Annotated in this window: 20 protein-coding genes and 1 tRNA gene; 9 read left to right on the top strand and 12 right to left on the bottom strand. The window is 71.2% G+C overall.

Annotated features, from left to right (window positions below):
• Positions 1-12 precede the first annotated feature (12 nt).
• The 3 genes from cydD to ABKA17_RS14635 all read left to right on the top strand — a co-directional run bounded on the left by cydD (position 13) and on the right by ABKA17_RS14635 (position 6,484).
• The gene (cydD, locus tag ABKA17_RS14645) at positions 13-3,513 is read left to right on the top strand and encodes a thiol reductant ABC exporter subunit CydD (RefSeq protein WP_353692470.1); all 3,501 of its coding nucleotides are present in this window, start codon (positions 13-15) and stop codon (positions 3,511-3,513) included.
• A 72-nt stretch (positions 3,514-3,585) separates the two neighbouring features.
• Positions 3,586-5,268: a sensor histidine kinase gene (locus ABKA17_RS14640; RefSeq protein WP_353692469.1), complete on the top strand. Its 1,683-nt coding sequence runs from the start codon at positions 3,586-3,588 to the stop codon at positions 5,266-5,268.
• A 160-nt stretch (positions 5,269-5,428) separates the two neighbouring features.
• Entirely contained in the window at positions 5,429-6,484 is a 1,056-nt protein-coding gene (locus ABKA17_RS14635; RefSeq protein ID WP_353692468.1) for a peptidoglycan DD-metalloendopeptidase family protein, read from the top strand.
• Between the two features lie 71 nt (positions 6,485-6,555).
• Here ABKA17_RS14635 and ABKA17_RS14630 read toward each other — a convergent pair whose 3' ends face one another.
• From ABKA17_RS14630 to ABKA17_RS14600, 7 genes are all read right to left on the bottom strand, one after another.
• Positions 6,556-7,425 (bottom strand): Cof-type HAD-IIB family hydrolase, encoded by an 870-nt coding sequence (locus ABKA17_RS14630; protein WP_353692467.1) that lies wholly within the window; start codon positions 7,423-7,425, stop codon positions 6,556-6,558.
• Positions 7,426-7,504: 79 nt separating this feature from the next.
• Entirely contained in the window at positions 7,505-8,431 is a 927-nt protein-coding gene (locus tag ABKA17_RS14625; protein ID WP_353692466.1) for an LLM class flavin-dependent oxidoreductase, read from the bottom strand.
• A gap of 51 nt (positions 8,432-8,482) precedes the next feature.
• A complete protein-coding gene (locus tag ABKA17_RS14620; protein ID WP_353692465.1) occupies positions 8,483-8,926 on the bottom strand; it encodes a hypothetical protein in 444 nt (147 codons plus the stop codon).
• 36 nt (positions 8,927-8,962) lie between these two features.
• The gene (locus ABKA17_RS14615; RefSeq protein WP_353692464.1) at positions 8,963-9,511 is read right to left on the bottom strand and encodes an RNA 2'-phosphotransferase; all 549 of its coding nucleotides are present in this window, start codon (positions 9,509-9,511) and stop codon (positions 8,963-8,965) included.
• 122 nt (positions 9,512-9,633) lie between these two features.
• Positions 9,634-10,572, bottom strand: a complete 939-nt coding sequence (locus tag ABKA17_RS14610; RefSeq protein WP_353692993.1) for a MerR family transcriptional regulator — start codon at positions 10,570-10,572, stop codon at positions 9,634-9,636.
• Between the two features lie 338 nt (positions 10,573-10,910).
• Entirely contained in the window at positions 10,911-12,668 is a 1,758-nt protein-coding gene (locus ABKA17_RS14605; RefSeq protein WP_353692463.1) for an SDR family oxidoreductase, read from the bottom strand.
• An 83-nt stretch (positions 12,669-12,751) separates the two neighbouring features.
• On the bottom strand, positions 12,752-13,594 hold the full coding sequence (locus tag ABKA17_RS14600; protein ID WP_353692462.1) for a M24 family metallopeptidase: 843 nt from the start codon (positions 13,592-13,594) through the stop codon (positions 12,752-12,754).
• A 238-nt stretch (positions 13,595-13,832) separates the two neighbouring features.
• Here ABKA17_RS14600 and ABKA17_RS14595 point away from each other — a divergent pair, with 238 nt between their 5' ends.
• From ABKA17_RS14595 to ABKA17_RS14570, 6 genes are all read left to right on the top strand, one after another.
• Positions 13,833-14,798 (top strand): ABC transporter ATP-binding protein, encoded by a 966-nt coding sequence (locus tag ABKA17_RS14595; protein WP_353692992.1) that lies wholly within the window; start codon positions 13,833-13,835, stop codon positions 14,796-14,798.
• A complete protein-coding gene (locus tag ABKA17_RS14590; RefSeq protein WP_353692461.1) occupies positions 14,788-15,696 on the top strand; it encodes an ABC transporter permease in 909 nt (302 codons plus the stop codon). The genes ABKA17_RS14595 and ABKA17_RS14590 overlap by 11 nt, the downstream gene beginning before the upstream one ends.
• Positions 15,693-16,604, top strand: coding sequence for an ABC transporter ATP-binding protein (locus ABKA17_RS14585; protein WP_353692460.1), 912 nt, complete (start codon positions 15,693-15,695; stop codon positions 16,602-16,604). Before ABKA17_RS14590 ends, ABKA17_RS14585 begins: the two co-directional genes overlap by 4 nt.
• Before the next feature lie 10 nt (positions 16,605-16,614).
• Positions 16,615-17,334, top strand: a complete 720-nt coding sequence (locus ABKA17_RS14580) for an ABC transporter permease (protein ID WP_353692459.1) — start codon at positions 16,615-16,617, stop codon at positions 17,332-17,334.
• Between the two features lie 81 nt (positions 17,335-17,415).
• Positions 17,416-17,649, top strand: coding sequence for an SGM_3592 family protein (locus ABKA17_RS14575; RefSeq protein ID WP_353692458.1), 234 nt, complete (start codon positions 17,416-17,418; stop codon positions 17,647-17,649).
• Positions 17,650-17,915: 266 nt separating this feature from the next.
• Positions 17,916-18,018, top strand: a tRNA-OTHER gene (locus ABKA17_RS14570).
• A 24-nt stretch (positions 18,019-18,042) separates the two neighbouring features.
• On the opposite strand, the gene ABKA17_RS14565 is transcribed toward ABKA17_RS14570, so the two are convergent.
• The 5 genes from ABKA17_RS14565 to ABKA17_RS14545 all read right to left on the bottom strand — a co-directional run bounded on the left by ABKA17_RS14565 (position 18,043) and on the right by ABKA17_RS14545 (position 24,922).
• Positions 18,043-18,846, bottom strand: coding sequence for an HAD family hydrolase (locus tag ABKA17_RS14565; RefSeq protein ID WP_353692457.1), 804 nt, complete (start codon positions 18,844-18,846; stop codon positions 18,043-18,045).
• Positions 18,843-20,120 (bottom strand): serine--tRNA ligase, encoded by a 1,278-nt coding sequence (gene serS, locus ABKA17_RS14560; RefSeq protein WP_353692456.1) that lies wholly within the window; start codon positions 20,118-20,120, stop codon positions 18,843-18,845. Before serS ends, ABKA17_RS14565 begins: the two co-directional genes overlap by 4 nt.
• A 552-nt stretch (positions 20,121-20,672) precedes the next feature.
• Positions 20,673-21,605, bottom strand: a complete 933-nt coding sequence (pheA, locus tag ABKA17_RS14555) for a prephenate dehydratase (protein WP_353692455.1) — start codon at positions 21,603-21,605, stop codon at positions 20,673-20,675.
• A gap of 116 nt (positions 21,606-21,721) precedes the next feature.
• Positions 21,722-23,014, bottom strand: coding sequence for an iron uptake transporter deferrochelatase/peroxidase subunit (efeB, locus tag ABKA17_RS14550; protein ID WP_353692454.1), 1,293 nt, complete (start codon positions 23,012-23,014; stop codon positions 21,722-21,724).
• A gap of 6 nt (positions 23,015-23,020) precedes the next feature.
• Complete coding sequence (locus ABKA17_RS14545) at positions 23,021-24,922, bottom strand: copper resistance CopC/CopD family protein (RefSeq protein ID WP_353692453.1); 1,902 nt, start codon at positions 24,920-24,922, stop codon at positions 23,021-23,023.
• Between the last annotated feature and the right edge of the window lies 1 nt (position 24,923).

Genomic DNA, 24,923 nt, shown 5'->3' with positions numbered 1-24,923 from the left:
GGTGTGTTTCACGTGAAACCGATCGACCCGCGTCTGCTCCGATACGCCCGCGCCACCCGGCTCTTCATGGTGGCGGTCGTCGGCCTGGGTGCCGTCGGGGCGGCGTTGCTCATCGCTCAGGCGATGCTCATCGCCGAGGTGGTGGTCGGGGCGTTCCAGCACGGTCTGTCGGTGTCCGAACTCCGCACTCCCCTGCTGCTGTTGGTGACTGTCGCGGGTGGACGGGCGCTGGTCTCCTGGCTCACCGAGCTTGCCGCGCACCGGGCGAGCGCGGCGGTGAAGTCGGAGCTGCGGGGGCGATTGCTGGAGCGGGCCGTCGTGCTCGGGCCGGGATGGCTGAGCGGGCAGCGGACCGGGTCACTGGTCGCGCTGGCCACACGGGGAATCGACGCCCTCGACGACTACTTCTCGCGCTATCTGCCGCAGTTGGGACTGGCGGTGGTCGTGCCGGTGGCGGTGCTGGCGCGGATCGTCACCGAGGACTGGGTCTCGGCGGCCATCATCGTCGGAACCCTCCCCCTCATCCCGGTCTTCATGGTGCTGATCGGCTGGGCCACCCAGTCCCGGATGGACCGGCAGTGGCAGATGCTGTCCCGGCTGTCCGGTCACTTCCTGGACGTCGTCGCCGGGCTTCCGACCCTGAAGGTGTTCGGGCGGGCCAAGGCGCAGGCCGACTCGATCCGGCGGATCACCGGCGAGTACCGGCAGGCGACCATGAGGACGCTCCGGGTTGCCTTCATCTCCTCCTTCGCCCTGGAGCTGCTCTCGACACTCTCGGTGGCACTGGTCGCCGTGACGATCGGCATGCGGCTCGTGCACGGCGAGATGGACCTGTACATCGGTCTGGTCATCCTCGTGCTGGCACCCGAGGCCTATCTGCCGCTGCGGCAGGTCGGAGCGCAGTACCACGCGGCGGCGGAGGGGCTGGCCGCCGCCGAGGAGATCTTCGCGGTGCTGGAGACACCGGCGTCGACGGCGGGCACCCGTGCCGTGCGGGCCGGTGCGCTGACCTTCGACGGCGTCACCGTCCGCTACCCCGGCCGGACCGGGGACGCCGTCTCCGAGGTGTCCCTCGCCGTCGAGCCCGGGGAGACGGTCGCGCTCGTCGGGCCGAGCGGCGCGGGCAAGTCGACCCTGCTGAACGTGCTGTTGGGGTTCGTGCGGCCCGCCGAGGGGCGGGTGCTGGTCGGGGGAGTCGATCTCGCCGGGGCCGACCTGGAGCATTGGCGGTCGCAGGTCGCGTGGGTGCCCCAGCGGCCGCACCTGTTCGCCGGGACGATCGCCGAGAACGTACGGCTGGCGCGGCCCGACGCGGACGACGACGCCGTACGGCGGGCGCTCGGGGACGCGGGGGCGCTGGAGTTCGTCGACGCGCTGCCGCAGGGCGCGGACACCGTGCTCGGCGAGGACGGGGCCGGGTTGTCCGCCGGGCAGCGGCAACGGCTTGCGCTGGCCCGGGCGTTCCTCGCGGACCGGCCCGTGCTGCTGCTCGACGAGCCGACGGCCGCGCTCGACGGGGCCACCGAGGCCGAGGTCGTGGCGGCGGTGCGGCGGCTGGCCGTGGGGCGGACAGTGCTGCTCGTCGTCCATCGGCCGGCGTTGTTGGGGGTGGCGGATCGGGTGGTGCGCCTTGAGGGGCCCGTGCCCGTTGCTCCGGGGGAGCCTGCCGCAGGGGAGACCAGGTCGGCCCAGGCCCGCCCGGTCGAGCCTGAACTGCCGGGCACCGCACCGGCGATGACGTCGACACCGGCGACGGAGGAGACCCGTGGTGTCCTCGCTCGTGTCCGCGCCATGTCCGGCCCCCGGCGCGGCCGCCTCGCCCTCGCCCTGCTGCTGGGCAGTCTCGCTCTCGGCAGCGCCGTAGGGCTCATGGCCACCTCCGGATGGCTGATCTCGCGTGCCTCGCAGCAGCCGCCCGTGCTGTACCTGATGGTGGCCGTGACGGCGACGCGGGCGTTCGGGATCGGGCGGGCCGTCTTCCGGTACGCGGAGCGGCTGGTGTCGCACGACGCCGTGCTGCGGATGCTGGCCGACACCAGGGTCGCCGTCTACCGGCGCCTGGAGCGCCTGGCGCCCGCCGGACTGCGCCAGACCCGCCGGGGCGATCTCCTGTCGCGGCTGGTCGCCGATGTCGACGCCCTTCAGGACTACTGGCTGCGCTGGCTGTTGCCCGCCGGTGCGGCCCTCGCGGTGTCCGCCGCGTCCGTCGGCTTCACCGCCTGGCTGCTGCCCGAGGCCGGTGCCGTGCTCGCCGCCGGACTGCTGGCGGCCGGGGTCGGCGTCCCGCTGATCACCGGTGCGGTGGCCCGGCGCGCCGAGCGGCGACTGGCCCCCGCCCGCGGGGTGCTCGCCACCCGCGTGACCGACCTGCTCACCGGGACCGCGGAACTGGCCGTCGCCGGTGCCCTGCCCACCCGTACCGCCGAGGCGCGCGAGGCCGACGGGGTGCTCGCCCGGATCGCCTCGCGTGCCGCCACCGCCACCGCGCTCGGTGACGGCCTCACCGCGCTGGTCTCCGGCCTGACCGTCGCCGCCACCGCCCTCGTGGGCGCCCAGGGAGTCGCCGACGGACGGCTCGGCGGCATCGCGATGGCCGTCGTGGTCCTCACCCCGCTGGCCGCCTTCGAGGCCGTCCTCGGGCTGCCGCTCGCCGTGCAGTACCGCCAGCGGGTCCGCAAGAGCGCGGAGCGCGTGTACGAGGTGCTGGACGCGCCGGAACCGGTGCGCGAGCCGGAACAGCCGCGGGAGGCGCCCGCGTCGCCGTTCCCGGTCGCCGTGAAGGGGCTGTCCGCCCGGCACGCCGGGCAGGACCGGGACGCCCTCGCCGGGATCGACCTGACCCTCACGGAAGGCCGCCGGATCGCCGTCGTAGGGCCGTCCGGGTCCGGCAAGACGACGCTCGCGCAGGTGTTGCTGCGGTTCCTGGACGCGGGGGCCGGCTCGTACACGCTGGGCGGCGTGGACGCGTACGCGCTGGACGGGGACGACGTACGGCGGTTCGTCGGGCTGTGCGCCCAGGACGCGCACCTCTTCGACAGCTCGCTGCGGGAGAACCTGCTGCTCGCCAGGAAGGACGCCACCGAGTCCGACCTGCGCGAGGCCCTGAGGCGGGCCCGGTTGCTGGACTGGGCCGACGCCCTGCCCGAGGGGCTGGACACGCTGGTCGGTGAGCACGGGGCGCGGCTGTCCGGAGGGCAGCGGCAACGGCTGGCGCTCGCCCGTGCGCTGCTCGCCGACTTCCCCGTCCTCGTGCTCGACGAGCCCGCCGAACACCTCGACCTGCCCACCGCGGACGCGCTCACCGCCGATCTGCTGGCCGCCACCGAGGGACGTACGACGCTGCTCATCACGCATCGGCTGGCGGGGCTGGAAGCGGTGGACGAGGTGGTCGTGCTGGACGAGGGGCGGGTCGTTCAGCGGGGCTCGTACGCCGAGCTGGCCGCCGTGGCGGGGCCGCTGAGGGGGATGGTGGAGCGGGAGGCGGAGTCGGAGGCGCCGGCGCTCACGGCGTGACGCCGGTGCGGGCCGACCGCCGTCCCAAGCTCCCGACTTTCTGTATCAAATGGCACTAATTACGCTCGGTTCATGCCCGCCGAACCGTTCTCCGGTCCCCCGCCCCCGGCCCTGTCCACCGAGCTGGCCGCGCGGGTGCCGCAGTTGCTGGAGGCCATGCGGTCCGTCGGCAGCGGGCTGGAGCTGCACTCCACGCTGGACCGGATCTGCGAGACCGCGGCCGCGCTGACGGGGGCCCGTTACGCGGCCATCGGGGTCGTCGACGAGGACGGCCGGGGCCTCGCCGACTTCGTCTTCCACGGTGTGGACCAGGCGACCGCCCGGCGTATCGGACGGCTGCCGGACGGGCACCGGGGTCTGCTCGGCGCGCTCATCCGCGATCCGGAGCCGGTCCGGCTCGCGGATCTGACGTCCGATCCGCGCTTCTGCGGCTTCCCGGAACACCACCCCTCGATGCGCAGCTTTCTCGGGCTCCCGATCCGCGTCCAGGGCGAGATCTTCGGGAACCTGTACCTGACGGAGAAGCGCGGTGGGGAGCCGTTCGACGACCACGACCTCGACATGGTCCGGGTGCTGGCCACGGAGGCCGGTATCGCCATCGGCAACGCCCGCCTGTACGAGGCCGCCAAGCAGCGTGAGCGCTGGATCGACGGGTCGGTCGCCGTCACCACCGCACTGCTGTCGGGCGGGGACGCGGACGACGCCCTCCAGGTCGTCGCGGAACAGGCCCGCCGGCTGTCCGGGGCGACGGCCGGGATCGTGCTGCTGCCCGCCGACGAGGGCGGCCTGGAGATCGCCGCGGTGGCCGCCGACCAGCCGTCGAACGCCCTGGGCACCGTCGTCCCGCCGGAGAGCAAGGTCGTCACCGAACTCCTCGACGGACACGCGGTGTTCGTGGACGACGCGGCAGCCGACCCGCGCCTGATCACCGGCCTCGCGCGCGGCTACGGGCCGGCCATGATGCTCCCCCTGCACAGCGACGGCCGGGTCCTGGGCGCCCTCGTCACGCCCCGCGCGCGAGGAGAGCGGTCCTTCACCGAGACCGAACGCACCCTCGCGATCCAGTTCGCCTCCCAGGCCGCGCTCGCGCTGATGATGGCCGGTGCGCAGCGCGACCGGGAACGCCTAGCGGTCTACGAGGACCGCGACCGCATCGCCCGCGACCTGCACGACCTCGTCATCCAGCGGCTGTTCGCGACGGGGATGATGCTGGAGAGCGCACAGCGCAGGTCGGTCGTGCCCGATGTACGGGACGGTGTCGGCAAGGCCGTCGACGAACTCGACGTCACCATCCAGGAGATCCGCACCGCGATCTTCGCGCTCCAGCAGGGGCCCACCGAGGCACCCGCAGGACTGCGTACGCGCGTGCTGCGAGAGATCAACACCGCCGCCGTGCCACTCGGATTCAAGCCCTCCCACCGTTTCGCCGGGCCGGTCGACGCCGTCGTCGGCGACCTCGCGGGCAAGAACCTCATCGCCGCTCTGCGTGAGGCCCTCTCCAACGCCTTCCGGCATGCCGGGGCCTCCCGCATCGACGTGGTCGTCGACGCCACCGCGACCCTCCCGGACGGGCGGCGGGCCGTACGCCTGACCGTCGCGGACGACGGCGTCGGCATCCCCGCGGGCGGTCGGCGCAGCGGTCTGAAGAACCTCAAGCGGCGCGCCGAGTCGCTCGGCGGCGACAGCCGGCACGGGCCCGGCATCGGGGAGGACGGCGGCGGCACGACGGTGGTGTGGGAGGCGCCCGTCGACTGACGGAACCAGCCCCGGGCGGGACGTAGACGGTGACGAGCCGTCAACCGCGATCCCGGGGACGCCTGTTCGGACGTAGGACTCCCCCGAACGGAGCTGTCGTTCCCCCGGCTGTACGCCCTGAACGTGCCGTCGTCCCGCGCCCGGGGTCACGATCGCTGGCATGCGACTGTCCCGCCGCCACCCCCTGCTCCTTCCGGCTGTGCTGTGTGCGCTGGCCGTGCTCGCGGCTCGCCCCACCGACGCCGTGGAGAAGCGGCGCGACGGCGGTGACCCCGGGATCAACGCGCAGGTGGTCCGCCTCTACGAGGACGCGGCGGTGGCGACGCAGCAGTACGAGAAGGGGAGGCTGGAGGCGGAGGTGCAGCGGGCGGAGGCGCAGCGGTTGGAGGCGCTGCTCGACCGGGAGCGGCGCGGCATCGCCGTCATGCACGGGGATCTGGGCCGGATCGCGCGGGCCCAGTACCGCAACGGTGGCAACCTTCCGCTGACCGCCCAGATCATCCTGGCCGGCAGTGCAGACGAGCTGATGCGTGGTCAGCAGGTCTTCTCCCAGGCGAACCTGGCCGTGAACAACGCCATCGAGAAGAGCAGACGCGCGGAGGCACAGCTGGAGAAGGACGAGGCGAAGGCCGCCGCGGCGTGGCAGTCGCTGGAGAAGCGGAACGTCGAGCTCGCGCGTCTGAAGAAGGACATCGAGCAGAAGCTCGAGGAGGCCCGTTGGCAGTTGCAGGGGCAGGCGGACGCCTCGGTCGCGGCGGGTGCGTGCCGTGGTGCCGTACGGCTGGACCAGCCTCCGACGCAGGTCACAGGCGGATGGGTCGCGCCGGTGGAGGTCTACGAACTGTCCGCGGGGTTCGGCAGCGGTGGCTCGCGGTGGGCGAACCGGCACACCGGGCAGGACTTCGCGGTGCCCATCGGCACGCCGGTGCGGTCGGTCGGCGCGGGCCGGGTGGTGAAGGTGTCCTGCGGGGGCCCCTTCGGCATCGAGATGGTGATCGAGCACGCGGGGGGCTACTACACGCAGTACGCGCATCTCGCCGCCGTCACCGTCGACCAGGGTGACCTGGTGACGCCGGGGCAGTGGATCGGCCAGTCCGGCACCACCGGCAACTCCACCGGACCACACCTGCACTTCGAGGTACGGGTCACGCCGGAACTGGGATCGGGGCTGGACCCGGTGCCGTGGCTGGCGGCTCGGGGCGTACCCCTCGGCTGACCGTACGGACGAACGGGCTGACCGGAGGCGTTCCACCGACCACCGACCACCGACCACCGGCCGCTGACCGGCTACAGGCGTTCCGCCAGCATCCGCTCGATCACGACCGCGACCCCGTCCTCGTTGTTGGCGACCGTCCGGCCCGAGGCCGCGGCGATCACGTCGGGGTGCGCGTTGCCCATGGCGTACGACTGTCCCGCCCAGGTCAGCATCTCGACGTCGTTCGGCATGTCCCCGAAGGCGACGACCTCCTCGTGCGAGATGCCGCGCTCGGCGCAGCACAGGGCGAGGGTGCTGGCCTTGGAGACGCCGGGGCCGCTGATCTCCAGCAGGGCGCTGGGGCTGGAGCGGGTGACGTTGGCGCGTTCACCGATGGCGAGACGGGCGAGGGTGAGGAAGGCGTCCGGGTCGAGCGTGGGGTGGAACGCGAGGATCTTCAGGACCGGCTCATCACCGCCCGGACCGTCCGGTGCGAGCAGCTTCTCGGCGGGCTGGAGCTCGTCGGGGATCTCCATGTGCAGCTTCGGATAGTCCGGCTCCTGATGGAAGCCGTACGTCTGCTCCACCGCGTAGACCGTGCCCGGCGCCGCGTCCCGCAGCAGGCGTACGGCGTCCAGGGCGTTGTCCCGCGCCAGCTCCCGCACCTTCACGAACCGGTGGGCGCCGGGGCCGCCGTGCAGGTCGACCACGGCGGCGCCGTTTCCGCAGATCGCCAGGCCATGGCCGTGGACGTGGTCGCTGACGACATCCATCCAGCGGGCGGGACGGCCGGTGACGAAGAAGACCTCGATGCCCGCCTCCTCGGCGGCGGCGAGGGCCGCGACCGTGCGCGGCGAGACGGACTTGTCGTCGCGCAGCAGGGTGCCGTCCAGGTCCGTGGCTATCAGTCGCGGCGGGACGGTGGCGGCCGGGGTCTCGGGCTGTCGAGTCGCTGAGGTCACGCGCTCATTCTCCCGCATATGCCCGCACGGTCGTGCGGGAGCCCGCACATGTGAGTGGTAACCGCCCCCACCGGCACGATCACGCTCCGTCGCTTCGGTTCAGCTGTGCCGTAGCCTCCATGGCGATCTGCTCGAAGACCTTCTCGTCCGCGGCGAAGTCCGAGTCGGGGATCGGCCAGTGGACGACGATCTCCGTGAAGCCCAACTCCCGGTGCCGGCCCGCGAAGTCCACGAACGCGTCGAGCGACTGCAACGGGCGGGCCCGGTCCGGGGTGAAACCGGTGAGGAGGATCTTGTCGAGACCGTTGGCGTCACGGCCGATCTCCGCGCAGGCATCGGCGAGCTTGTCGACCTGTCCGCGAATGGCTTGAATCGACTGTTCAGGAGTGCCGTTCTCGTACAGCCTGGGGTCGCCGGTGGTCACCCACGCCTGCCCGTAACGGGCGGCGAGCCGGAGCCCGCGCGGTCCGGTGGCCGCCACCGCGAAGGGCAGCCGGGGCCGCTGCACACAGCCCGGGATGTTGCGGGCCTCGTGCGCCGAGTAGAAGTCGCCCTCGTAGGAGACACCGTCCTTGCCGTCCTCCGACAGCAGCCGGTCGAGCAGCTGCACGAACTCCCCGAACCGGTCGGCCCGCTCGCGCGGCGTCCACGGCTCCTGGCCGAGGACCGTGGCGTCGAAGCCGGTGCCGCCCGCGCCGACGCCGAGGGTGATCCGGCCGCCGGAGACGTCGTCCAGGGAGATCAGTTCCTTGGCGAGGGTCACCGGGTGCCGGAAGTTCGGCGAGGTCACCAGGGTGCCCAGTCGCAGGTGGTCGGTGACGGCCGCGGCGGCGGTGAGTGTCGGGACTGCACCGAACCAGGGGCCGTCCCGGAAGCTGCGCCAGGAGAGATGGTCGTAGGTGTACGCGGCGTGGAAGCCGAGCTGCTCCGCGCGTTGCCATGCCTCGCGGCCCCCCTCGTGCCAGCGGCGGTACGGGAGGATCACGGTGCTCAGACGCAGACTCATGGTTCGAGCGTATGCGGCCGAACGGGTTTCACGTGAAACAGTGACCGTCAGTCATCGTGTCCGGCCGCTGAGCCATGGGCTGAGCCCGACGAGGATGAACTCCTTGTGCACGCGGTCGCCCGGCAGCGGGACCATCAGATGGTTGCCCGGCGGGAAGCGGCGCGTCTTGACCCAGGCGTGGCCGTCGTAGACGGCACGCAGGAAGGCGGGCACGTCGTCGCGGGCCACGTCCGGGCATTCGACGCCGTCCACGGTGATCAGTGCGTCGTCGTCCGGGAACAGCCGGACGTCGACCCGGGGGCGACCGCCGAGCTCGACGTAGGCCTCATGGGGCAGGGAGCCGTCCGGGTCCGCGGTGACGCCGATACCCGCGGCGGTGCGGCGCGAGGTCTGATCGGCGCCGATGTCGTGGGTCACCTCGATCTCGAGGGCGTATTCGGCGGCGAGGGCGCGCAGCGCGGTGACGGCGGCCTCCGTGGTGGGCAGATGGTCCATACCACTGATCATGCCCGAGGGCGGGGCAGCAGGGGGTCAGTGCGACTCGGGAAAGCGCAGATATCGCGGGGGTACGGCCTTGGTCAGCCACACCCCGTTCGCGCTGACGTGGAAGACATGGCCGTCTCGGTGCATCGCACCGGTGTCAACGGAGAGCACGACGGGCCGGCCGCGTCGGGCTCCGACCCGGGTCGCCGTCTCACGGTCGGACGAGAGGTGGACGTCGTGCCGGTTCATGGGCCTGAGGCCCTCGGCGCGGATGGAGTCCAGGTAGGGGGCCACGGTGCCGTGGTAGAGGTACGGCGGCGGGGTGGCCGGGGGCAGGCCGAGGTCGACGTCGATGCTGTGGCCCTGGCTGGCGCGGATACGGGTGCCGTCGACCGCGAAGCGCTTCTTGTCGTTGGCGGCGACCACATGGTCCAGCTCGTCCCGGGTGAACCGGAAGCCGTGCGCGGTGGCCGCGGCGATCAGTACGTCGATCTCGACCCAGCCGGCCTCGTCGAGGGTGAGTCCGATCCGCTCGGGCTGGTGGCGGAGGTGCTTGGAGAGGTACTTCGACACCTTCACGGTGCGTCTTTCGTCCATCCGCTCAGCATGACGGGAGAGACACGGGTCACGCATTTTGTTTTGGCGTTGAGGTTTGATCCACAACCAACTGTAGTTATCCACAGGCTACTTGGCGTTTCTGTGGACAACTCCCTGTCATGTCAGCCCCCTTCGTCAAGATCGGTTGGGGGCCGCCACTTTGACGTGAGCGCATCCAACCCCCGTGCGCGCACCTCCCGTTCAGCCGCCAGCGCGATGAACTCCGCCGCGCCCTCCGCCCCAACCAGACCCTCCACCGCCCGCATTGTCTCCTCGGGCAGGACCACGGAGCGTGACGCGGGACGCTCCGACGCCCCCTCGCCCGCGGCCAACCGTTGCCGGAGATGGCGTACCGCCAACAGCCGCATCGCACGGGCGAGTTCCGCGTCCACCGTCTGCTGGGCGAGCGGCCGGAGGCGGCGTACGAGGGAGGCCGCCTCGGCCGCGTCGGTGTCGGTCGGAAGATGGGTGCCGTCGAGGTAGCGGGCGAAGACATGCTCGGTGGTGAACTCCAGGAAACGGGCGGCGATGTGCTCGACCTGACCCCTCAACTCCCTTAGGTGCCCTGATATAGCGGACAGCGGTACTCCCGCCGCGTGCAACTCCACGGCCACGGCGAGCTCTTGGGGACTCGGCACGAGAAAGGAGTCCTCGTCGCCGGGCACCGGCTCCAGGACGCCGAGCTCCACGGCGTCGGCGACCGCCACGGCATCGGGAGCCCCGCCGAACCGCTCCTCCAGCTCCGCGCGCGAGATCCGTACCGCCTCCTCGTCGCTCCACGGTCCGTCGACCTCGGCGACCAGCCCGAGCACCCCGCCCAGCCCCCGGCCGGCGTCCCAGGCCTCCAGGAGCTCCTTGATGGAGGCCAGGGTGTAGCCGCGGTCGAGGAGCTCGGCGATCTGACGCAGCCGGACGAGGTGGGCGTCGGAGTAGAGGTTGGCGCGGCCGCGACGCTCGGGGCGGGGGAGGAGGCCGCGGTCCTGGTAGGCGCGGATGGTGCGGACGGTGGCGCCGCTGAGGTGGGCGAGATCCTCGATCCGGAGCGCCGGACCGCCGCCCACCGGACCGCCGTGGCCACCGCCCACCGGACCGCCCTGAACACCGCTCACAGGCCCGACCTCCGTCCGTACCCCTTGCGCCGGCTCGCCCGTCTGCCCGCCATGCACCGGCACCTGCTCAGCCCTGACGTGCTCAGCCCTGAGCTTGCCCGGCCCTGTCCTGCACGGCGATCACCCGCCGCCCCTCACCCGCCCCGGTCCGGCCCCGCCCGCCTCTTACCCGCCTGCCCCCGCCTGCCCTTCCCCCCCAGCCCCCGCCCGCCCCTCAGCCGCCCGAAGCCCGCTCCCCGCCCGCCCCCGAACCCGCCACGGCCCCCGGCACCCGCGCACCGCTCCGGACCTCACAGCGGTGGGTCCAGTCGGGCGATCGCCCGCAGCGCGCCTGGTGCGAGGCGGGACAGCAGGTGGGCGCCGCGTGCCTCGGGTGTCACCGGGACCACGGCCTCGTTGCGTACGATCGCCCGCAGGATCGCGTCGGCGACCTTCTCCGGGGGGTAGTTGCGCAGTCCGTACAGCCGTGCCGACTTCTTCTGGCGCCGCTTCTCCTCGGCGGCGTCCACCCCGGCGAACCGCGCGGTCGAGGTGATGTTGGTGTTCACGAAGCCGGGGCAGATCGCGCTCACCCCGATGCCCTGTCCGGCCAGCTCCGCGCGCAGGCACTCGCTGAGCATCAGCACCGCGGCCTTGGAGGTGCTGTAGGCGGGCAGTGCCTTGGAGGGCTGGTACGCGGCCGCCGACGCGGTGTTGACGATGTGGCCGCCCTGGCCGCGTTCGGCCATCTGTTTCCCGAACAGCCGGCAGCCGTGGATGACGCCCCACAGGTTGACGTCGAGGACCTTCTTCCAGTCCGCGGGGGTGGTGTCGAGGAAGGAGCCGCCCAGGCCGATCCCGGCGTTGTTCACCAGGACGTCCAGCACTCCGTACTCGGCGGCGACCTTCGCGGCGAGCTTCTCCATGGCCTGTTCGTCGGAGACGTCGACGGTCTCGGCCCAGGCCTCGGGCGCGCCGAGCAGCCGGGACATCTCGGCGGTGCGGGTGGCGGACTCCGGGTCCCGGTCGACGGCGACCACGCGCGCGCCGGCCTCGGCGAACGCGTACGCCGTCGCCCGTCCGATGCCGCTGCCCGCGCCCGTGACCAGCACGAGCTGTCCGCCGAAGCGGTCGGCGTACTTGCCGGTGACCGTGACGGGCTCGGGCCTGCCGCCTTCGACGGAGGTCACGAACTCGCTGATCCAGGAGGCCAGTTGGTCGGGCCGGGTGCGCGGTATCCAGTGCCGGGCCTGGAGAGTGCGCCGGGTCAACTGCGGGACCCACTGGTCCAGTTCGTCGTAGAGCCGCTCGGAGAGGAACGCGTCCCCGAGGGGCGTGATGAGCTGCACGGGTGCGTGCGCGTACGCGTCCCCGCGCGGGCGCCGCAGTCGGGCCCGGACGTTGTCCCGGTACAGCCATGCCCCGTGCGCCGCGTCCGTCGGCAGGGACGAGGTCGGGTAGCCGTCGCGGGGGAGGTGTTCGACGCGCTCCAGGATGCGCGGCCAGGTTCTGCCGAGGGGGCCGCGCCAGGCCAGTTCGGGCAGCACGGGTGTGTGCAGCGCGTACACGTACCAGGACTTGGCGCCTTGCCCGAGGAGTTGGCCGACGCGGCGTGGGGTGGGTCGTTTGACGCGGCGGTCGATCCAGTGCCCGAAGTGGTCCAGGGACGGTCCGGACATCGAGGTGAAGGAGGCGATGCGGCCTTCGGTGCGCCGGACCGTGGTGAACTCCCAGCCCTGTACCGAGCCCCAGTCGTGTCCCACCAGGTGCACCGGCCGGTCCGGGCTGACCGCGTGGGCGACGGCCAGGAAGTCGTCCGTGAGCTTCTCGAGGGTGAACCCGCCCCGCAGCGGCTGCGGGGCGGTGGACCGGCCGTGGCCCCGGACGTCGTAGAGCACGACGTGGAAGCGGTCCGCCAGCCGTGCGGCGACCCCCGACCACACCTCCTTGCTGTCGGGATAGCCGTGCACCAGGACGACGGTCGGCCACGACGGGTCGCCCAGTTCCGCGACGCACAGTTCGACGTCGCCGCTGCGCACCCGGCGCTCCCGCGCGCCTTCGACCGTCATGTCGGTCACGTCCTTCCGCCCTCGGGCACCCTTGAGAACCATTCCGGTCTGTCCCCTCCGCCTCCGTGTTCCCCGTGGCACCGTCACGTCCCCTCCGCCCAGCGCCGTACGTGCGGCAGGTCGTCGTCGAGCCAGAAGGCGCTCTGCTCGGGGTCCTTGGAGTCGGTGACGACGAGGATCTCCTCGAACTTCGCTCCCGTGCCCCGGAAGCCGAGGTGGGGTTCGACCGCCCACAGGCCCGGCTGCGGGGGATGGTCGGAGAAGCGGTACGGCGACCACAGCGGCGACCAGCCCTCGCGGTGGCCGTGCAGCGCGTCGGCCGCCAGGCCCTTGAGGGCCTGTGTGCCGAATCCGAAGACCTTCGGTGACCAGCGGCGTTCGTGTACCCGGTCCACCTTGTGCGCGATCACGCCGAAGGGGTACGCCCGGTGCCGGTTGGCGTAGCCCTGGCGGACCATGAGGCGGTCCACGTCCTGGTAGATCTCCCGCAGCGACCGCCGCTCGCGCACCTCGCTCAGGATCAGCTCGCGGTGTGCCCGGAGGTCGTCCATCAGTCTGTCCTGCACGGGGTTGATGCCGAGCGAGCCGGAGTAGCCGATGTCCGCCGTGAAGCCCTCGTAGACCGGGGCCATGTCGAGGATGAACGGCATCCCCGGCTCCAGTCGCCGGTTGGTGGGGAAGAACTGGAGCGGGACGCGGAAGTTCACGAACGCGGTGCGGTCCCCGAACCAGGCGAAGGGGAGGTGGAACCAGTCGCGCACGCCGCGCTCGCGCAGCCACTCGCGCTGCATCCGCGCCGCCTCGCGCTCGGTCACCCCGGGCTCCAGACGGGCCGCGACGGCTTCTGCGCACTCGTACGCCAGCCGTTGGACCTTCCTGAACCCCCGCAGCCGCGCGGTCCGTTCCTGTGCCACTGCCGTCGTCATGCCACTCCGCCCCACCCGGTCCGCACCGACTGCGCTACGTGTCCGTAACTTGACATCAGCGAATGTGACAGTTGTTAGAGGCAGCGTCAATAGCCGGGTCGCGGCCTGTGGAAAACGCCCGGCGTAGCTCTCAGGCATGGCATCCCCTACGGGCCCGTACGTCTGGAGTCTGACCCGAAGACAGCTCTGGGGTGTGACGACCGGCGTGGTCCGCGTCACTACCGTCTAAGACGTGACTGTGATCGCGACCGAAAGCCTGAGCAAGCGGTTCCCCCGGGTGACCGCGCTTGACCGGCTCTCCGTCGACGTCGGGCCCGGTGTGACCGGACTCGTCGGAGCCAACGGAGCCGGCAAGTCCACCTTGATCAAGATCCTGCTGGGTCTGTCCCCCGCCACGGAGGGCCGTGCCGAAGTGCTCGGGCTCGACGTCGCCACCAAGGGCGGCGCCATCCGTGAGCGTGTCGGGTACATGCCGGAGCACGACTGTCTGCCGCCCGACGTCTCGGCGACCGAGTTCGTCGTCCACATGGCGCGCATGTCCGGCCTGCCGCCCGCCGCCGCGCGCGAGCGGACCGCGGACACACTGCGCCATGTCGGGCTGTACGAGGAGCGCTATCGACCCATCGGCGGCTACTCGACCGGCATGAAGCAGCGCGTGAAGCTGGCCCAGGCCCTGGTCCACGACCCGCAGCTGGTCTTCCTGGACGAGCCGACCAACGGCCTCGACCCGGTCGGCCGCGACGACATGCTCGGCCTCATCCGGCGCATCTACACCGACTTCGGCATCTCGGTCCTGGTCACCTCGCACCTGCTGGGCGAACTGGAACGCACCTGCGACCACGTGGTCGTCGTCGACGGCGGCAAGCTGCTGCGCTCCAGCTCCACCACCGACTTCACCCAGACCACGACCACCCTCGCGATCGAGGTCACCGACACCGACGAGCACCCCGACGGCACCCGCGCGGTGCGCGAGGCGCTCCACGCGCGCGGGGTGGAGGTTCTCGACTCCGCGAGCGGCCTGCCGGGCGCCGGCCATGTCCTGCTGCTGACCGCGCAGGGCGAGGAGACGTACGACGTCGTCCGGGACGCGGTGGCCGACCTCGGCCTCGGCCTGGTGCGCATGGAGCAGCGCCGGCACCACATCTCCGAGGTCTTCAACGACAGCGACGAGCAGCGGAAGGAGGCCGTCGGCCATGGCAGTTGAACACCCGGTCACCGCCCCTTCGGGCGACCAGACCCGCATCCACAACATCGGCTACCGCACCTACGACGGCCCCCGGCTCGGCCGCTCCTACGCGACCCGCTCGCTCTACTCGCAGTCCCTGCGCGGCTCCTACGGTCTCGGCCGTTCGGTGAAGTCCAAGGTGCTGCCGATGCTCTTGTTCGTGGTGATGTGCGTGCCCGCGGCCATCATGGTCGCCGTCGCGGTCGCCACCAAGGCCAACGACCTGCCCGTCGACTACACGCGCTACGCGATCGTCATGCAGGCCGTCATCAGCCTCTACATCGCCTCCCAGGCACCCCAGTCCGTCTCGCGCGACCTGCGCTTCAAGACCGTGCCGCTGTACTTCTCGCGGCCCATCGAGACCGCCGACTACGTCCGCGCGAAGTACGCGGCGCTGGCCACGGCCATGTTCATCCTCACGGCGGCCCCGCTGCTCGTCCTCTACGTGGGCGCGCTGCTCGCCAAGCTGGACTTCGCCGACCAGACCAAGGGATTCGCGCAGGGACTGGTCTCCGTGGCCCTGCTCTCGCTGCTCTTCGCGGGCATCGGCCTGGTCATCGCGTCGGTCACCCCGCGCCGCGGCTTCGGCATCGCGGCCGTGATCGCCGTCATGACGATCTCCTACGGCGCGGTCTCCACGCTCCAGGCCATCGCCGACGCCCAGGGCAGTTCGAGCGCCGTCCCGTGGATCGGCCTGTTCTCGCCGGTCACGCTGATCGACGGACTCCAGACCGCCTTCCTGGGCGCGACCTCGGCGTTCCCGGGCGCCGTCGGCCCGTCGAACGGTGAGGGCGTGGTCTACGTCCTGGCCGTCCTCGGCCTCATCGCCGCCTGCTACGGCCTGCTGATCCGCCGCTACAAGAAGGTGGGACTGTGACCACGCTCCAGATCGACCATGTCTCCCGCTGGTTCGGCAACGTGGTCGCCGTCAACGACATCACGATGACGATAGGCCCCGGCGTCACCGGCCTCCTCGGCCCCAACGGCGCCGGCAAGTCCACCCTGATCAACATGATGGGCGGCTTCCTCGCCCCGTCCACCGGCACCGTCACCCTCGACGGCCAGCAGGTGTGGCGCAACGAGGAGATCTACAAGCACATCGGCATCGTCCCCGAGCGCGAGGCGATGTACGACTTCCTCACCGGCCGCGAATTCGTCGTCGCCAACGCCGAGTTGCACGGCCTGGGCGCCAAGGCCGCCCAGAAGGCGCTGGCCACGGTCGAGATGGAGTACGCGCAGGACCGCAAGATCCAGACGTACTCCAAGGGCATGCGCCAGCGCGTGAAGATGGCGTCCGCCCTGGTCCACGACCCGTCGCTGCTCCTGCTCGACGAGCCCTTCAACGGCATGGACCCGCGCCAGCGCATGCAGCTCATGGATCTGCTGCGGCGCATGGGCGACGAGGGCCGCACGGTCCTGTTCTCCTCCCACATCCTCGAAGAGGTCGAGCAACTCGCCTGGCACATCGAGGTCGTGGTGGCCGGCCGGCACGCGGCCAGCGGTGACTTCCGCAAGATCCGCCGCCTGATGACCGACCGCCCGCACCGCTATCTGGTGCGTTCCAGCGACGACCGCGCGCTCGCGGCCGCGCTGATCGCCGACCCGTCGACGTCCGGCATCGAAGTCGACCTGGCGGAGGGCGCGTTGCGCATTCAGGCCGTCGACTTCGGCCGCTTCACCACGCTGCTGCCCAAGGTCGCCCGCGACCACGGCATCCGGCTGCTCACGGTCTCGCCGTCCGACGAGTCCCTCGAGTCCGTGTTCTCGTACCTGGTCGCGGCGTAGGAGGCCGAAGATGTACGACCCCACAGTCGCCCGACTCACCTACCGAGCCCTGCTCGGCCGTCGCCGGGCCCTCATCCTGGGCGCCCTGCCCGCTCTGCTGATCGTGATCGCCGTGATCGTGCGCGCCCTGGTCGGCGCCGACGACCAGACGGCCTCCGACCTCCTGGGCGGACTCGCGCTCGCCACGATGGTGCCGATCATCGGCGTCATCGCCGGCACCGGCGCGATCGGCCCGGAGATCGACGACGGCTCGGTGGTGTACCTGCTGTCCAAGCCGATCAAACGCCCCACGATCATCTTCACCAAGCTCATCGTCGCGATCGCGGTGACGATGGTGTTCTCGGCCCTGCCGACGCTGATCGCCGGGTTCATCCTCAACGGCAACGGCCAGCAGATCGCCGTCGCCTACACCGTGGCCGCGCTGGTCTCCTCCATCGCCTACGCCGCGCTGTTCCTGCTGCTCGGCACGGTGTCCCGGCACGCGGTGGTCTTCGGTCTGGTCTACGCCCTCGTCTGGGAGGCCCTGTTCGGCTCCCTGGTCGCCGGGGCGCGCACCCTCAGCGTCCAGCAGTGGTCGCTGGCCGTGGCCCACAAGGTCGCCGGCGGAGACCTCGTCACCTCGGACGTCGGGCTGACGACGGCCACGGTGCTGCTGGTCGCGGTGACCGTCCTCGCGACCTGGTACGCGGGACAGAAGCTGCGGACGCTGACGCTGGCGGGCGAGGAGTAGACGCCGGTCTTATTGACCGGGGCTTCACCTCGGTCCGGGCAGACTGAGATACCGGGGAAACACCTGCTAGGAGGAACGGGGATGGCGGACGCGCACTACGACGGGCGGGCCCGGTCCGGAGACGACACCTGGGACGACCTTGTCCTGGACGAGGACTTCATACGCTCAGCGGAGACCTCCGAGCCGTCCGCCCGGGCCCGCATGCTCGCCGCCCGCTGGCGCGGCGAGCAGCCCGAGCCGCAGCCCTGGCGCTCCGACGAGCCGCCCGCGGGCTGGTTCTTCAGCAAGGCGCGCCGCAAGTGGTGGCGGCGGTAGGCGAACACCCGGACGAATTTAATCAGTGGCGCCCAACTCGGCGTACAGGCACGATGGTTGTGTCCACGCCGGAGAGTGACTCCGGCGCCACGTTCTGGGAGAGGAGCCGGGCGATGTCGATGCACGACAGTACGTCCAGCTCCCGTCAGGGCAGCCCGCGGCAGGTTCCGGTGTAGTTACGCCACCGTCGAACCCTCCCCGCACACGAGCTGTCCGGGGCGGCCGCTTCGAGCACGCGATGTCGCTCTCGCGTGGGCCGCCCACCCGGAGGATTGGCCGAGAGGCAAGGCACCGGCTTGCGCTGTGCTCGATCAAAAGCGAGTCGCGGTCGGGGGAAACCCCGCGCACGTTCGATCCGTGCATCCTCCGCAAGACGCGCTCGCTGGGACGGCCTCAGCCCAGCAGACGCTCCAGAACCACAGCGATACCGTCCTCGTCGTTCGAGGACGTCACCTCGTCGGCCACCGCCTTCAGCTCCTCGTGCGCGTTGGCCATCGCCACACCCCGAGCCGCCCACCCGAACATCGGCACGTCGTTCGGCATGTCGCCGAAGGCGATCGTGTCCGCGGCCTTCACGCCCAGCCGGCGCGCCGCCAGCGACAGTCCCGTCGCCTTCGACAGCCCCAGCGGGAGCAGCTCGACGATGCCCGCACCGGCCATCGCGACCGACACCAAGCCGCCCGCGGCCTGCCGGGAGACCTCCGCGAGCTCGTCGTCCGACAGCTCCGGATGCTGTATGTAGAGCTTGTTCAGCGGGTCCGACCAGAGGTCCGCCGCGTCCGTGAACGGCGTCGTCGGAACGTCACCGGCGAACGCGTACCCCTGTCCCACCAGCAGCTCGCCGTCCAGTCCGGCCCGGCTCGCGGCCAGGAACAGCGGTCCGACCTCGGCCTCGATCTTCGCTACGGCGACCTTCGCCAGCTGCCGGTCCAGGGTCACGGCCGTCAGCAGCCGGTGCTCGCCGGCGTCGTAGACCTGCGCGCCCTGGGCGCAGACCGCGAGGCCCTGGTAGCCGAGGTCGTCGAGGATGTGCCGGGTCCAGGGCACCGCGCGGCCGGTGACCACGATGTGCGCGGCACCGGCCTCGGTCGCCGCCTCGAGGGCGGCACGCGTGCGCTGCGAGACCGACTCGTCGGAGCGCAGGAGCGTCCCGTCGAGGTCGGTCGCGATCAGCCGGTAGGGGAAGGGCCCGGTCACTTGGCGACCGGCTCCAGAACCTCACGGCCGCCCAGGTACGGACGCAGCACCGGCGGCACGTAGACGGAGCCGTCGGCCTGCTGGTGGTTCTCCAGGATCGCCACGATGGTGCGCGGCACGGCGCACAGCGTGCCGTTGAGCGTCGCGAGCGGCTGGACCTTCTTGCCGTCGCGCTGGCGCACCGACAGGCGCCGGGCCTGGAAGCTGTCGCAGTTGGAGGCCGAGGTCAGCTCGCGGTACTTGCCCTGGGTCGGGATCCACGCCTCGCAGTCGAACTTGCGGGAGGCGGAGGCACCCAGGTCGCCCGAGGCCACGTCGATGACCTGGAAGGGCAGCTCCAGGCCGGTCAGCCACTGCTTCTCCCAGTCCAGGAGCCGCTGGTGCTCGTTCTCGGCGTCCTCGGGGGCCACGTACGAGAACATCTCGACCTTGTCGAACTGGTGCACGCGGAAGATGCCGCGGGTGTCCTTGCCGTAGGTGCCGGCCTCGCGGCGGAAGCACGGCGAGAAGCCGGCGTAGCGCAGCGGCAGCTTGTCGGCGTCGAGGATCTCGTCCATGTGGTACGCGGCGAGCGGGACCTCGGAGGTGCCGACCAGGTAGTAGTCGTCCTTCTCCAGGTGGTACACGTTCTCCGCGGCCTGGCCGAGGAAGCCGGTGCCCTCCATGGCGCGCGGGCGGACCAGCGCGGGGGTGAGCATCGGGATGAAGCCGGCCTCGGTGGCCTGCGCGATCGCCGCGTTGACGAGGGCGAGCTCCAGGAGCGCGCCGACACCGGTGAGGTAGTAGAAGCGGGAGCCGGACACCTTCGCGCCGCGCTCGACGTCGATGGCGCCGAGCGACTCGCCGAGCTCCAGGTGGTCCTTGGGCTCGAAGCCCTCGGCGCCGAAGTCGCGGATGGTGCCGTGCGTCTCCAGGACGACGAAGTCCTCCTCGCCGCCGACGGGCACGTCGGGGTGGACGAGGTTGCCGAGCTGGAGGGCGAGGCGCTTGGTCTCCTCGTCGGCCTCGTGCTGCTCGGCGTCGGCCGCCTTGACGTCGGCGGCCAGCTGGCCCGCCTTCTTCAGCAGCTCGGCCTTCTCGTCGCCGGAGGCCTTGGGGATGAGCTTGCCGAGGTTCTTCTGCTCGGAACGCAGCTCGTCGAAGCGGGCGCCGGAGGACCTGCGCCGCTCGTCGGCGGACAGGACGGCGTCGACGAGCGCGACGTCCTCTCCACGGGCGCGCTGCGAGGCGCGCACTCGGTCGGGGTCCTCACGGAGCAGGCGAAGGTCAATCACGCGGCCAAGGCTACCGGTGCCTGGTGAGAGCCCACGACTCGCTATTCCGAACTACGTCTTACGTACCGTTATGGGGGAATTGCACACCGTGTCAATATAAGGTGTCTCACTCCCTGGAACGGATCAGGTTCCGGGCGCCGGGTTGACCGGACTCCCTTGTGGAGAGCGGGACTTGGAGGCGTCTCCGTCCACAGCAATCCACAACCCGAATGAGTTATCCACAGCCTGTGCGAAAGATCTGTGGACGTCGGAAGTGATCATTCCGATTCGGACATGAAGGACGGAGAATTCCCGAGCCAAACCCGCTTCCCGCTCACTTTCGGGTGGAAATGGGTCGCTCCAAAGGATTGATCGAAGGAAACAGGTGGACGAAGGGTGACCTGTGGGGCTGTGGACGAGGTTGGGTGCCGTAGGGCGATTTGTCGACTAGGTGGCGCTTCCGTGTCGACTTGTCCCCAGGTCGAGACGGTGCCCTGTGGATAACTCCTGTGGATAACGAAAATATGCAGGTAGGAACGGACGGAAACGCTCCCTGAACATGCCGGGAACGGACTAGAAACGTCCGTCCTGGCAGCGCGCCACCCAGTCCGACGCCGCCACGAACTCGTCGTCCGACGTCCCGCGCAGCGGCGCCCGCACATCGGCCGCGGTCACGTCCGCACGCGGGTACGAGCCGAGGAACCGCACATCGAGACAGATCCGCTTGAGCCCCATCAGGGCCTCGGCGACCCGGCGGTCGGAGATGTGCCCCTCGGCGTCGATGCAGAAGCAGTAGTTGCCGATCCCGGCACCGGTGGGCCGGGACTGGAGCACCGTCAGGTTGATGCCGCGGGTGGCGAACTCGCCCAGCAGGTCGCGCAGGCCACCGGGGTGGTCGTCGCGCTGCCACAGCACGACGGACGTCTTGTCGGCGCCGGTCGGGGCCGCGGGCCGGGCGGGCCTGCCCACCAGCACGAACCGGGTCTGCGCGTTCTCCGCATCGTGGATCCCGGTCTCCAGCGCCTCCAGGCCGTACCGCGCGGCCGCGAACTCACCCGCGAAGGCGGCGTCGTACTGGCCCTCCTGGACCAGCCGGGCGGCGTCCGCGTTCGAGGCGGCGGACTCCCAGTGGACGTCCGGGAGGTTCTTCTTCAGCCAGTTGCGCACCTGCGGCTGGGCGGCCGGGTGGGCGGAGACCGTCTTGATCTCCGACAGCTTCGTGCCGGGACGGACAAGCAGAGCGAAGGTGATCGACAGCAGCACCTCGCGGTAGATCATCAGCGGCGTGCCCGCGACGAGCTCGTCGAGGGTGGTGGTGATGCCGCCCTCGACGGAGTTCTCGATCGGCACGAACGCGGCCTCTGCCTCACCCGCGCGGACCGCGTCGAGCGCGGACTGCACGGACACGTAAGGGATCAGCTCCCGGGTGGCCGTCTCCGGAAGGGTGCGCAGGGCGACCTCGGTGAAGGTGCCTTCAGGACCGAGATACGCATAGCTCGCTGGCATGGCCTCACCCTAATGGGCCTTGCCAAACCTGACGCACACGTCTCACGACAGCCCCACCGCTGAGTGAACCGGCGTGACCGCGGACGGCCCCGGGCGTTCGCGTGAACCGCGCCGGGTCACCCCTCCAGCAGCCGCTGCCCCACGTACTCCCCCTCCGCCGCCCCGCCCGGCACCGCGAACAGCCCGCTCGACTCGTGCCGGACGAACTTCGACAGGGCGTCACCGCGATCGAGCTTGCGCTGCACGGTGACGAAGCCGCGCAGCGGATCGGCCTGCCAGCACACGAAGAGGAGCCCGGCGTCCGGCACCCCGTCGGCGTCGATGCCGTCGTGGTAGGAGAACGGGCGCCGCAGCATCGCCGCGCCACCGTTCTGGTCGGGCCGGGTGATCCGCGCGTGGGCGTTGATCGGGACGACCAGGTCGCCCTTGGCGTCGGTCTTCTCGAGGTCCATCTCGGTCGTCTCGGAACCGCCGGACAGAGGCGCCCCGTTCGCCTTGCGGCGCCCGATGACGTTCTCCTGCTCGGAGACCGAGAGCTGCTCCCAGTCGTCGAGGAGCATGCGGATCCGGCGTACGACGGCGTAGGAGCCGTTCGCCATCCAGGACGGGTCCGTCGAGGACGGTACGAAGATCCGCTGGTCGAAGTCGGGCTCGCCCGGCTTGGGATTGCGGGTGCCGTCCATCTGGCCCATCAGGTTCCGGGCCGTCATGGGGTGGGCGGTGGCCCCCGGGGAGCGGTTGAAGCCGTTCATCTGCCAGCGGACCTTCGCCGCGCTTCCCGCGTCCTTCTGGATCGCGCGCAGGGCGTGGAAGGCGACCAGGGCGTCGTGGGCGCCGATCTGGACCCACAGGTCGCCGTTGCTGCGCGCCTTGTCGAGCTGGTCGGAGGAGAAGTCCGGCAGCGGGTCCAGGGCGACTGGACGCTGCTTCTCCAGGCCGGTCCGGGCGAAGAAGCTGTGCCCGAAGCCGAAGGTGATCGTCAGCGAGGAGGGCCCGGCGTCGCGGGCGACGTCCGTGTCGTGGGACGCCGTTCCCTCGCCCGCCATCAGCCGCTGGGCTGTGTGCGACCAGCGGCGCAGCAGTGCGGCCGCGCCCTTGCGGCCCGCGCCCGCGGCCAGGTCGAAGGCGACGAGGTGGCCGCGGGCCTGGAGGCCCTGGAGGATGCCGGGCTGATGTTTCCCGTGAAACATCACCTCGTCCGCGCCGACCGAGCTCAGCGGGGTGGCCTCGGCGGGCCGGGCGGCGTACCCGACGGCCCCGCCCGCCGCGCCGAGCACCAGCCCGGTGGCACCGGCGGTCCCGAGCAGTCGGCGCCGCGAAACGCCCCCCTTCAGGGGGGCGGTTTCGGAAACGCCGTCATTGAGTGGCATCTCGGGAGTGCGGGCCTCCGGGATGGACTGGTCAGCCATGGTGGTTCAGCCGATCTGCGCGTTCTTGGAGACGGTGGTCTGGTCGATGTCGGAGGTCCGCACGGTCACCGCGATCTTCCAGTCGCCCGCCATGGGGAGCTGGATGCCGCTCGCCGACCAGTGGCCGGTGGTGATGTGGTCGGGGGCGACGGGCAGTGGCCCGATGTCCTTGGACTCCAGGGTGAAGGACACCTTCACCTCGGGTACGTCGAAGCCGCTCCCATTGGGGCGTTCCACATAGACGTGCATCTCGTTGGCGCCCACGCGCGCGGGGTCGAGGTCGATCCGCACGAGGCCCTTGCCGTCCTCGCCGCCCGTGTCGAACGGCATGTCGAGGGTCAGGGCGCCCGAGGACGTGTCGGAGGAGGACGAGGAAGAGGACGACGACGTGGCCGCCTTGGCCTCCTCCTCGGTGCGCCCGGGCTCGGTCTGGGTCAGCACGGTGGTGATGGCGAGGAGCACGACGGCGACGCTCGCCTCGGCGAGCACCGAGCGGCGCAGTCCGAAGCGCTCGGGGTCGGCGTCGCGGCGCCGCTTCTGCCGTGCCGTGTCGACGGCGGCCTGCTGCCGGGCGAGCTGGGCGGCCCGCTGGGAGTCGCCGCCCGTCGCGCCGCCTGTACCGACGTGCTCCTTCTCCCGTTCCTGCGCGGGCTCGGCGGCCTCCTCCGAGGCCTCCTCCGGCACCGTGTCCGCCAGCCGTGCCGTCCACCGCCGGGAGATCCACGCGATCCCCACCAGCAGCGTCACGAGCCCGATCTTGACGAGCAGCAGCTGCCCGTACGTCGTGTCGGTGAAGGCCGACCAGGAGCCGAGCTGCCGCCACGACTGGTAGGTGCCGGTGGCGACGAGGGTGAGGACGCTGCTGAAGGCGAGGCGGGAGAAGCGCCGTACGGCGGCGCGTTCGATCGGGGTGTCGGCCCGGTACAGGGTCACGAGGAGTGCGGTGAGCCCGCCCAGCCAGGCGGCGACGGCCAGCAGGTGCAGCACGTCGACCGGCATCGAGATCGCGGTCTGGAGGCCGACCGAGGCGTGCTCGGCCATCGCCCAGCTCGCGGCGAGCCCGGCGGCCACGACGGTGCCGCCGATCGCGAGCCCGAAGGTGAGGTCCCGTTTCTCCTGGCCCTCGCGTTTGTCGTACGCCCCGAAGAGCACGGCGATGAACAGTGCGGCCGCGGCGAGCAGCAGCAGCCGGGAGACCAGGGAGGCGCCGGTCTTGGTCTGGAGGACGTCGCCGAGCAGGCTCAGGTCGAAGACGTCGCCGACCTTGCCGGTGCCGGTGTACGAGCCGCGCAGGAGCAGCAGCAGAAGCGTGGCCGAGGTGAGCGCGAGCCAGCCGGAGACCACGAGCCGTTGCAGGGCCCGCACGCCGGAGCCGCGCTGCCAGCAGGCCAGGACGAAGGCGGCGCCGCCGACCATGACGATGAACCCGGCGTAGGAGACGTAGCGTCCGAAGCCGTAGAGCCAGCCGACGATTCCGCCGCCGGCGGTCTGGACGGTGGCCGAGACGGTGGTCTTCGACGGTGCGCCGACGGAGAACGTGTAGGCCCCGGCGACGGGGTGGCTGTCCTCGGAGACGACCTGGTAGGTGACGGTGTAGGTGCCGTCGGGCAGTCCGCTGTGCAGCTGGACGGCGTAGGTGGTGCCGCTGACGTCGGTCGGCTTGCCGTTGTCGACGCGCTTGCCCTTGGGGTCGAGGACCCGCAGGGAGTCGTCGGACATCGCGACCTTCTCGGAGAAGGTGAGCGAGACCTGGCTCGGGGCCTTGTCGACCACCACCCCCTGCTGGGGGTCGCTGCCGGTGAGCGCGGCGTGCGCGGAGGCCGGTCCGGCGCCGGCGAAAAGCAGTCCGGTGGCCGCGAGGAGCAGCAGCACCAGGATCCGGACGCGGGGGGCGATGGTCGGTGTCACG

Source organism: Streptomyces sp. RG80 (genome assembly GCF_040446465.1).
In the GTDB taxonomy this organism is placed as follows: domain Bacteria; phylum Actinomycetota; class Actinomycetes; order Streptomycetales; family Streptomycetaceae; genus Streptomyces.
Note: the sequence above shows the minus strand (reverse complement) of the source record. Positions and strands in the feature narration are given on the sequence as shown.

What these genes read in the sequence shown, in the direction of transcription:
- ABKA17_RS14640 (WP_353692469.1), top strand. Translation starts at nt 3,586, where the DNA reads ATGCCCGCCGAACCGTTCTCCGGTCCCCCGCCCCCGGCCCTGTCCACC.
- ABKA17_RS14635 (WP_353692468.1), top strand. Translation starts at nt 5,429, where the DNA reads ATGCGACTGTCCCGCCGCCACCCCCTGCTCCTTCCGGCTGTGCTGTGT.
- ABKA17_RS14625 (WP_353692466.1), bottom strand. Translation starts at nt 8,431, where the DNA reads ATGAGTCTGCGTCTGAGCACCGTGATCCTCCCGTACCGCCGCTGGCAC.
- ABKA17_RS14620 (WP_353692465.1), bottom strand. Translation starts at nt 8,926, where the DNA reads ATGGACCATCTGCCCACCACGGAGGCCGCCGTCACCGCGCTGCGCGCC.
- ABKA17_RS14615 (WP_353692464.1), bottom strand. Translation starts at nt 9,511, where the DNA reads ATGGACGAAAGACGCACCGTGAAGGTGTCGAAGTACCTCTCCAAGCAC.
- ABKA17_RS14605 (WP_353692463.1), bottom strand. Translation starts at nt 12,668, where the DNA reads ATGACGGTCGAAGGCGCGCGGGAGCGCCGGGTGCGCAGCGGCGACGTC.
- ABKA17_RS14600 (WP_353692462.1), bottom strand. Translation starts at nt 13,594, where the DNA reads ATGACGACGGCAGTGGCACAGGAACGGACCGCGCGGCTGCGGGGGTTC.
- ABKA17_RS14590 (WP_353692461.1), top strand. Translation starts at nt 14,788, where the DNA reads ATGGCAGTTGAACACCCGGTCACCGCCCCTTCGGGCGACCAGACCCGC.
- ABKA17_RS14580 (WP_353692459.1), top strand. Translation starts at nt 16,615, where the DNA reads ATGTACGACCCCACAGTCGCCCGACTCACCTACCGAGCCCTGCTCGGC.
- ABKA17_RS14575 (WP_353692458.1), top strand. Translation starts at nt 17,416, where the DNA reads ATGGCGGACGCGCACTACGACGGGCGGGCCCGGTCCGGAGACGACACC.
- pheA (WP_353692455.1), bottom strand. Translation starts at nt 21,605, where the DNA reads ATGCCAGCGAGCTATGCGTATCTCGGTCCTGAAGGCACCTTCACCGAG.
- efeB (WP_353692454.1), bottom strand. Translation starts at nt 23,014, where the DNA reads ATGGCTGACCAGTCCATCCCGGAGGCCCGCACTCCCGAGATGCCACTC.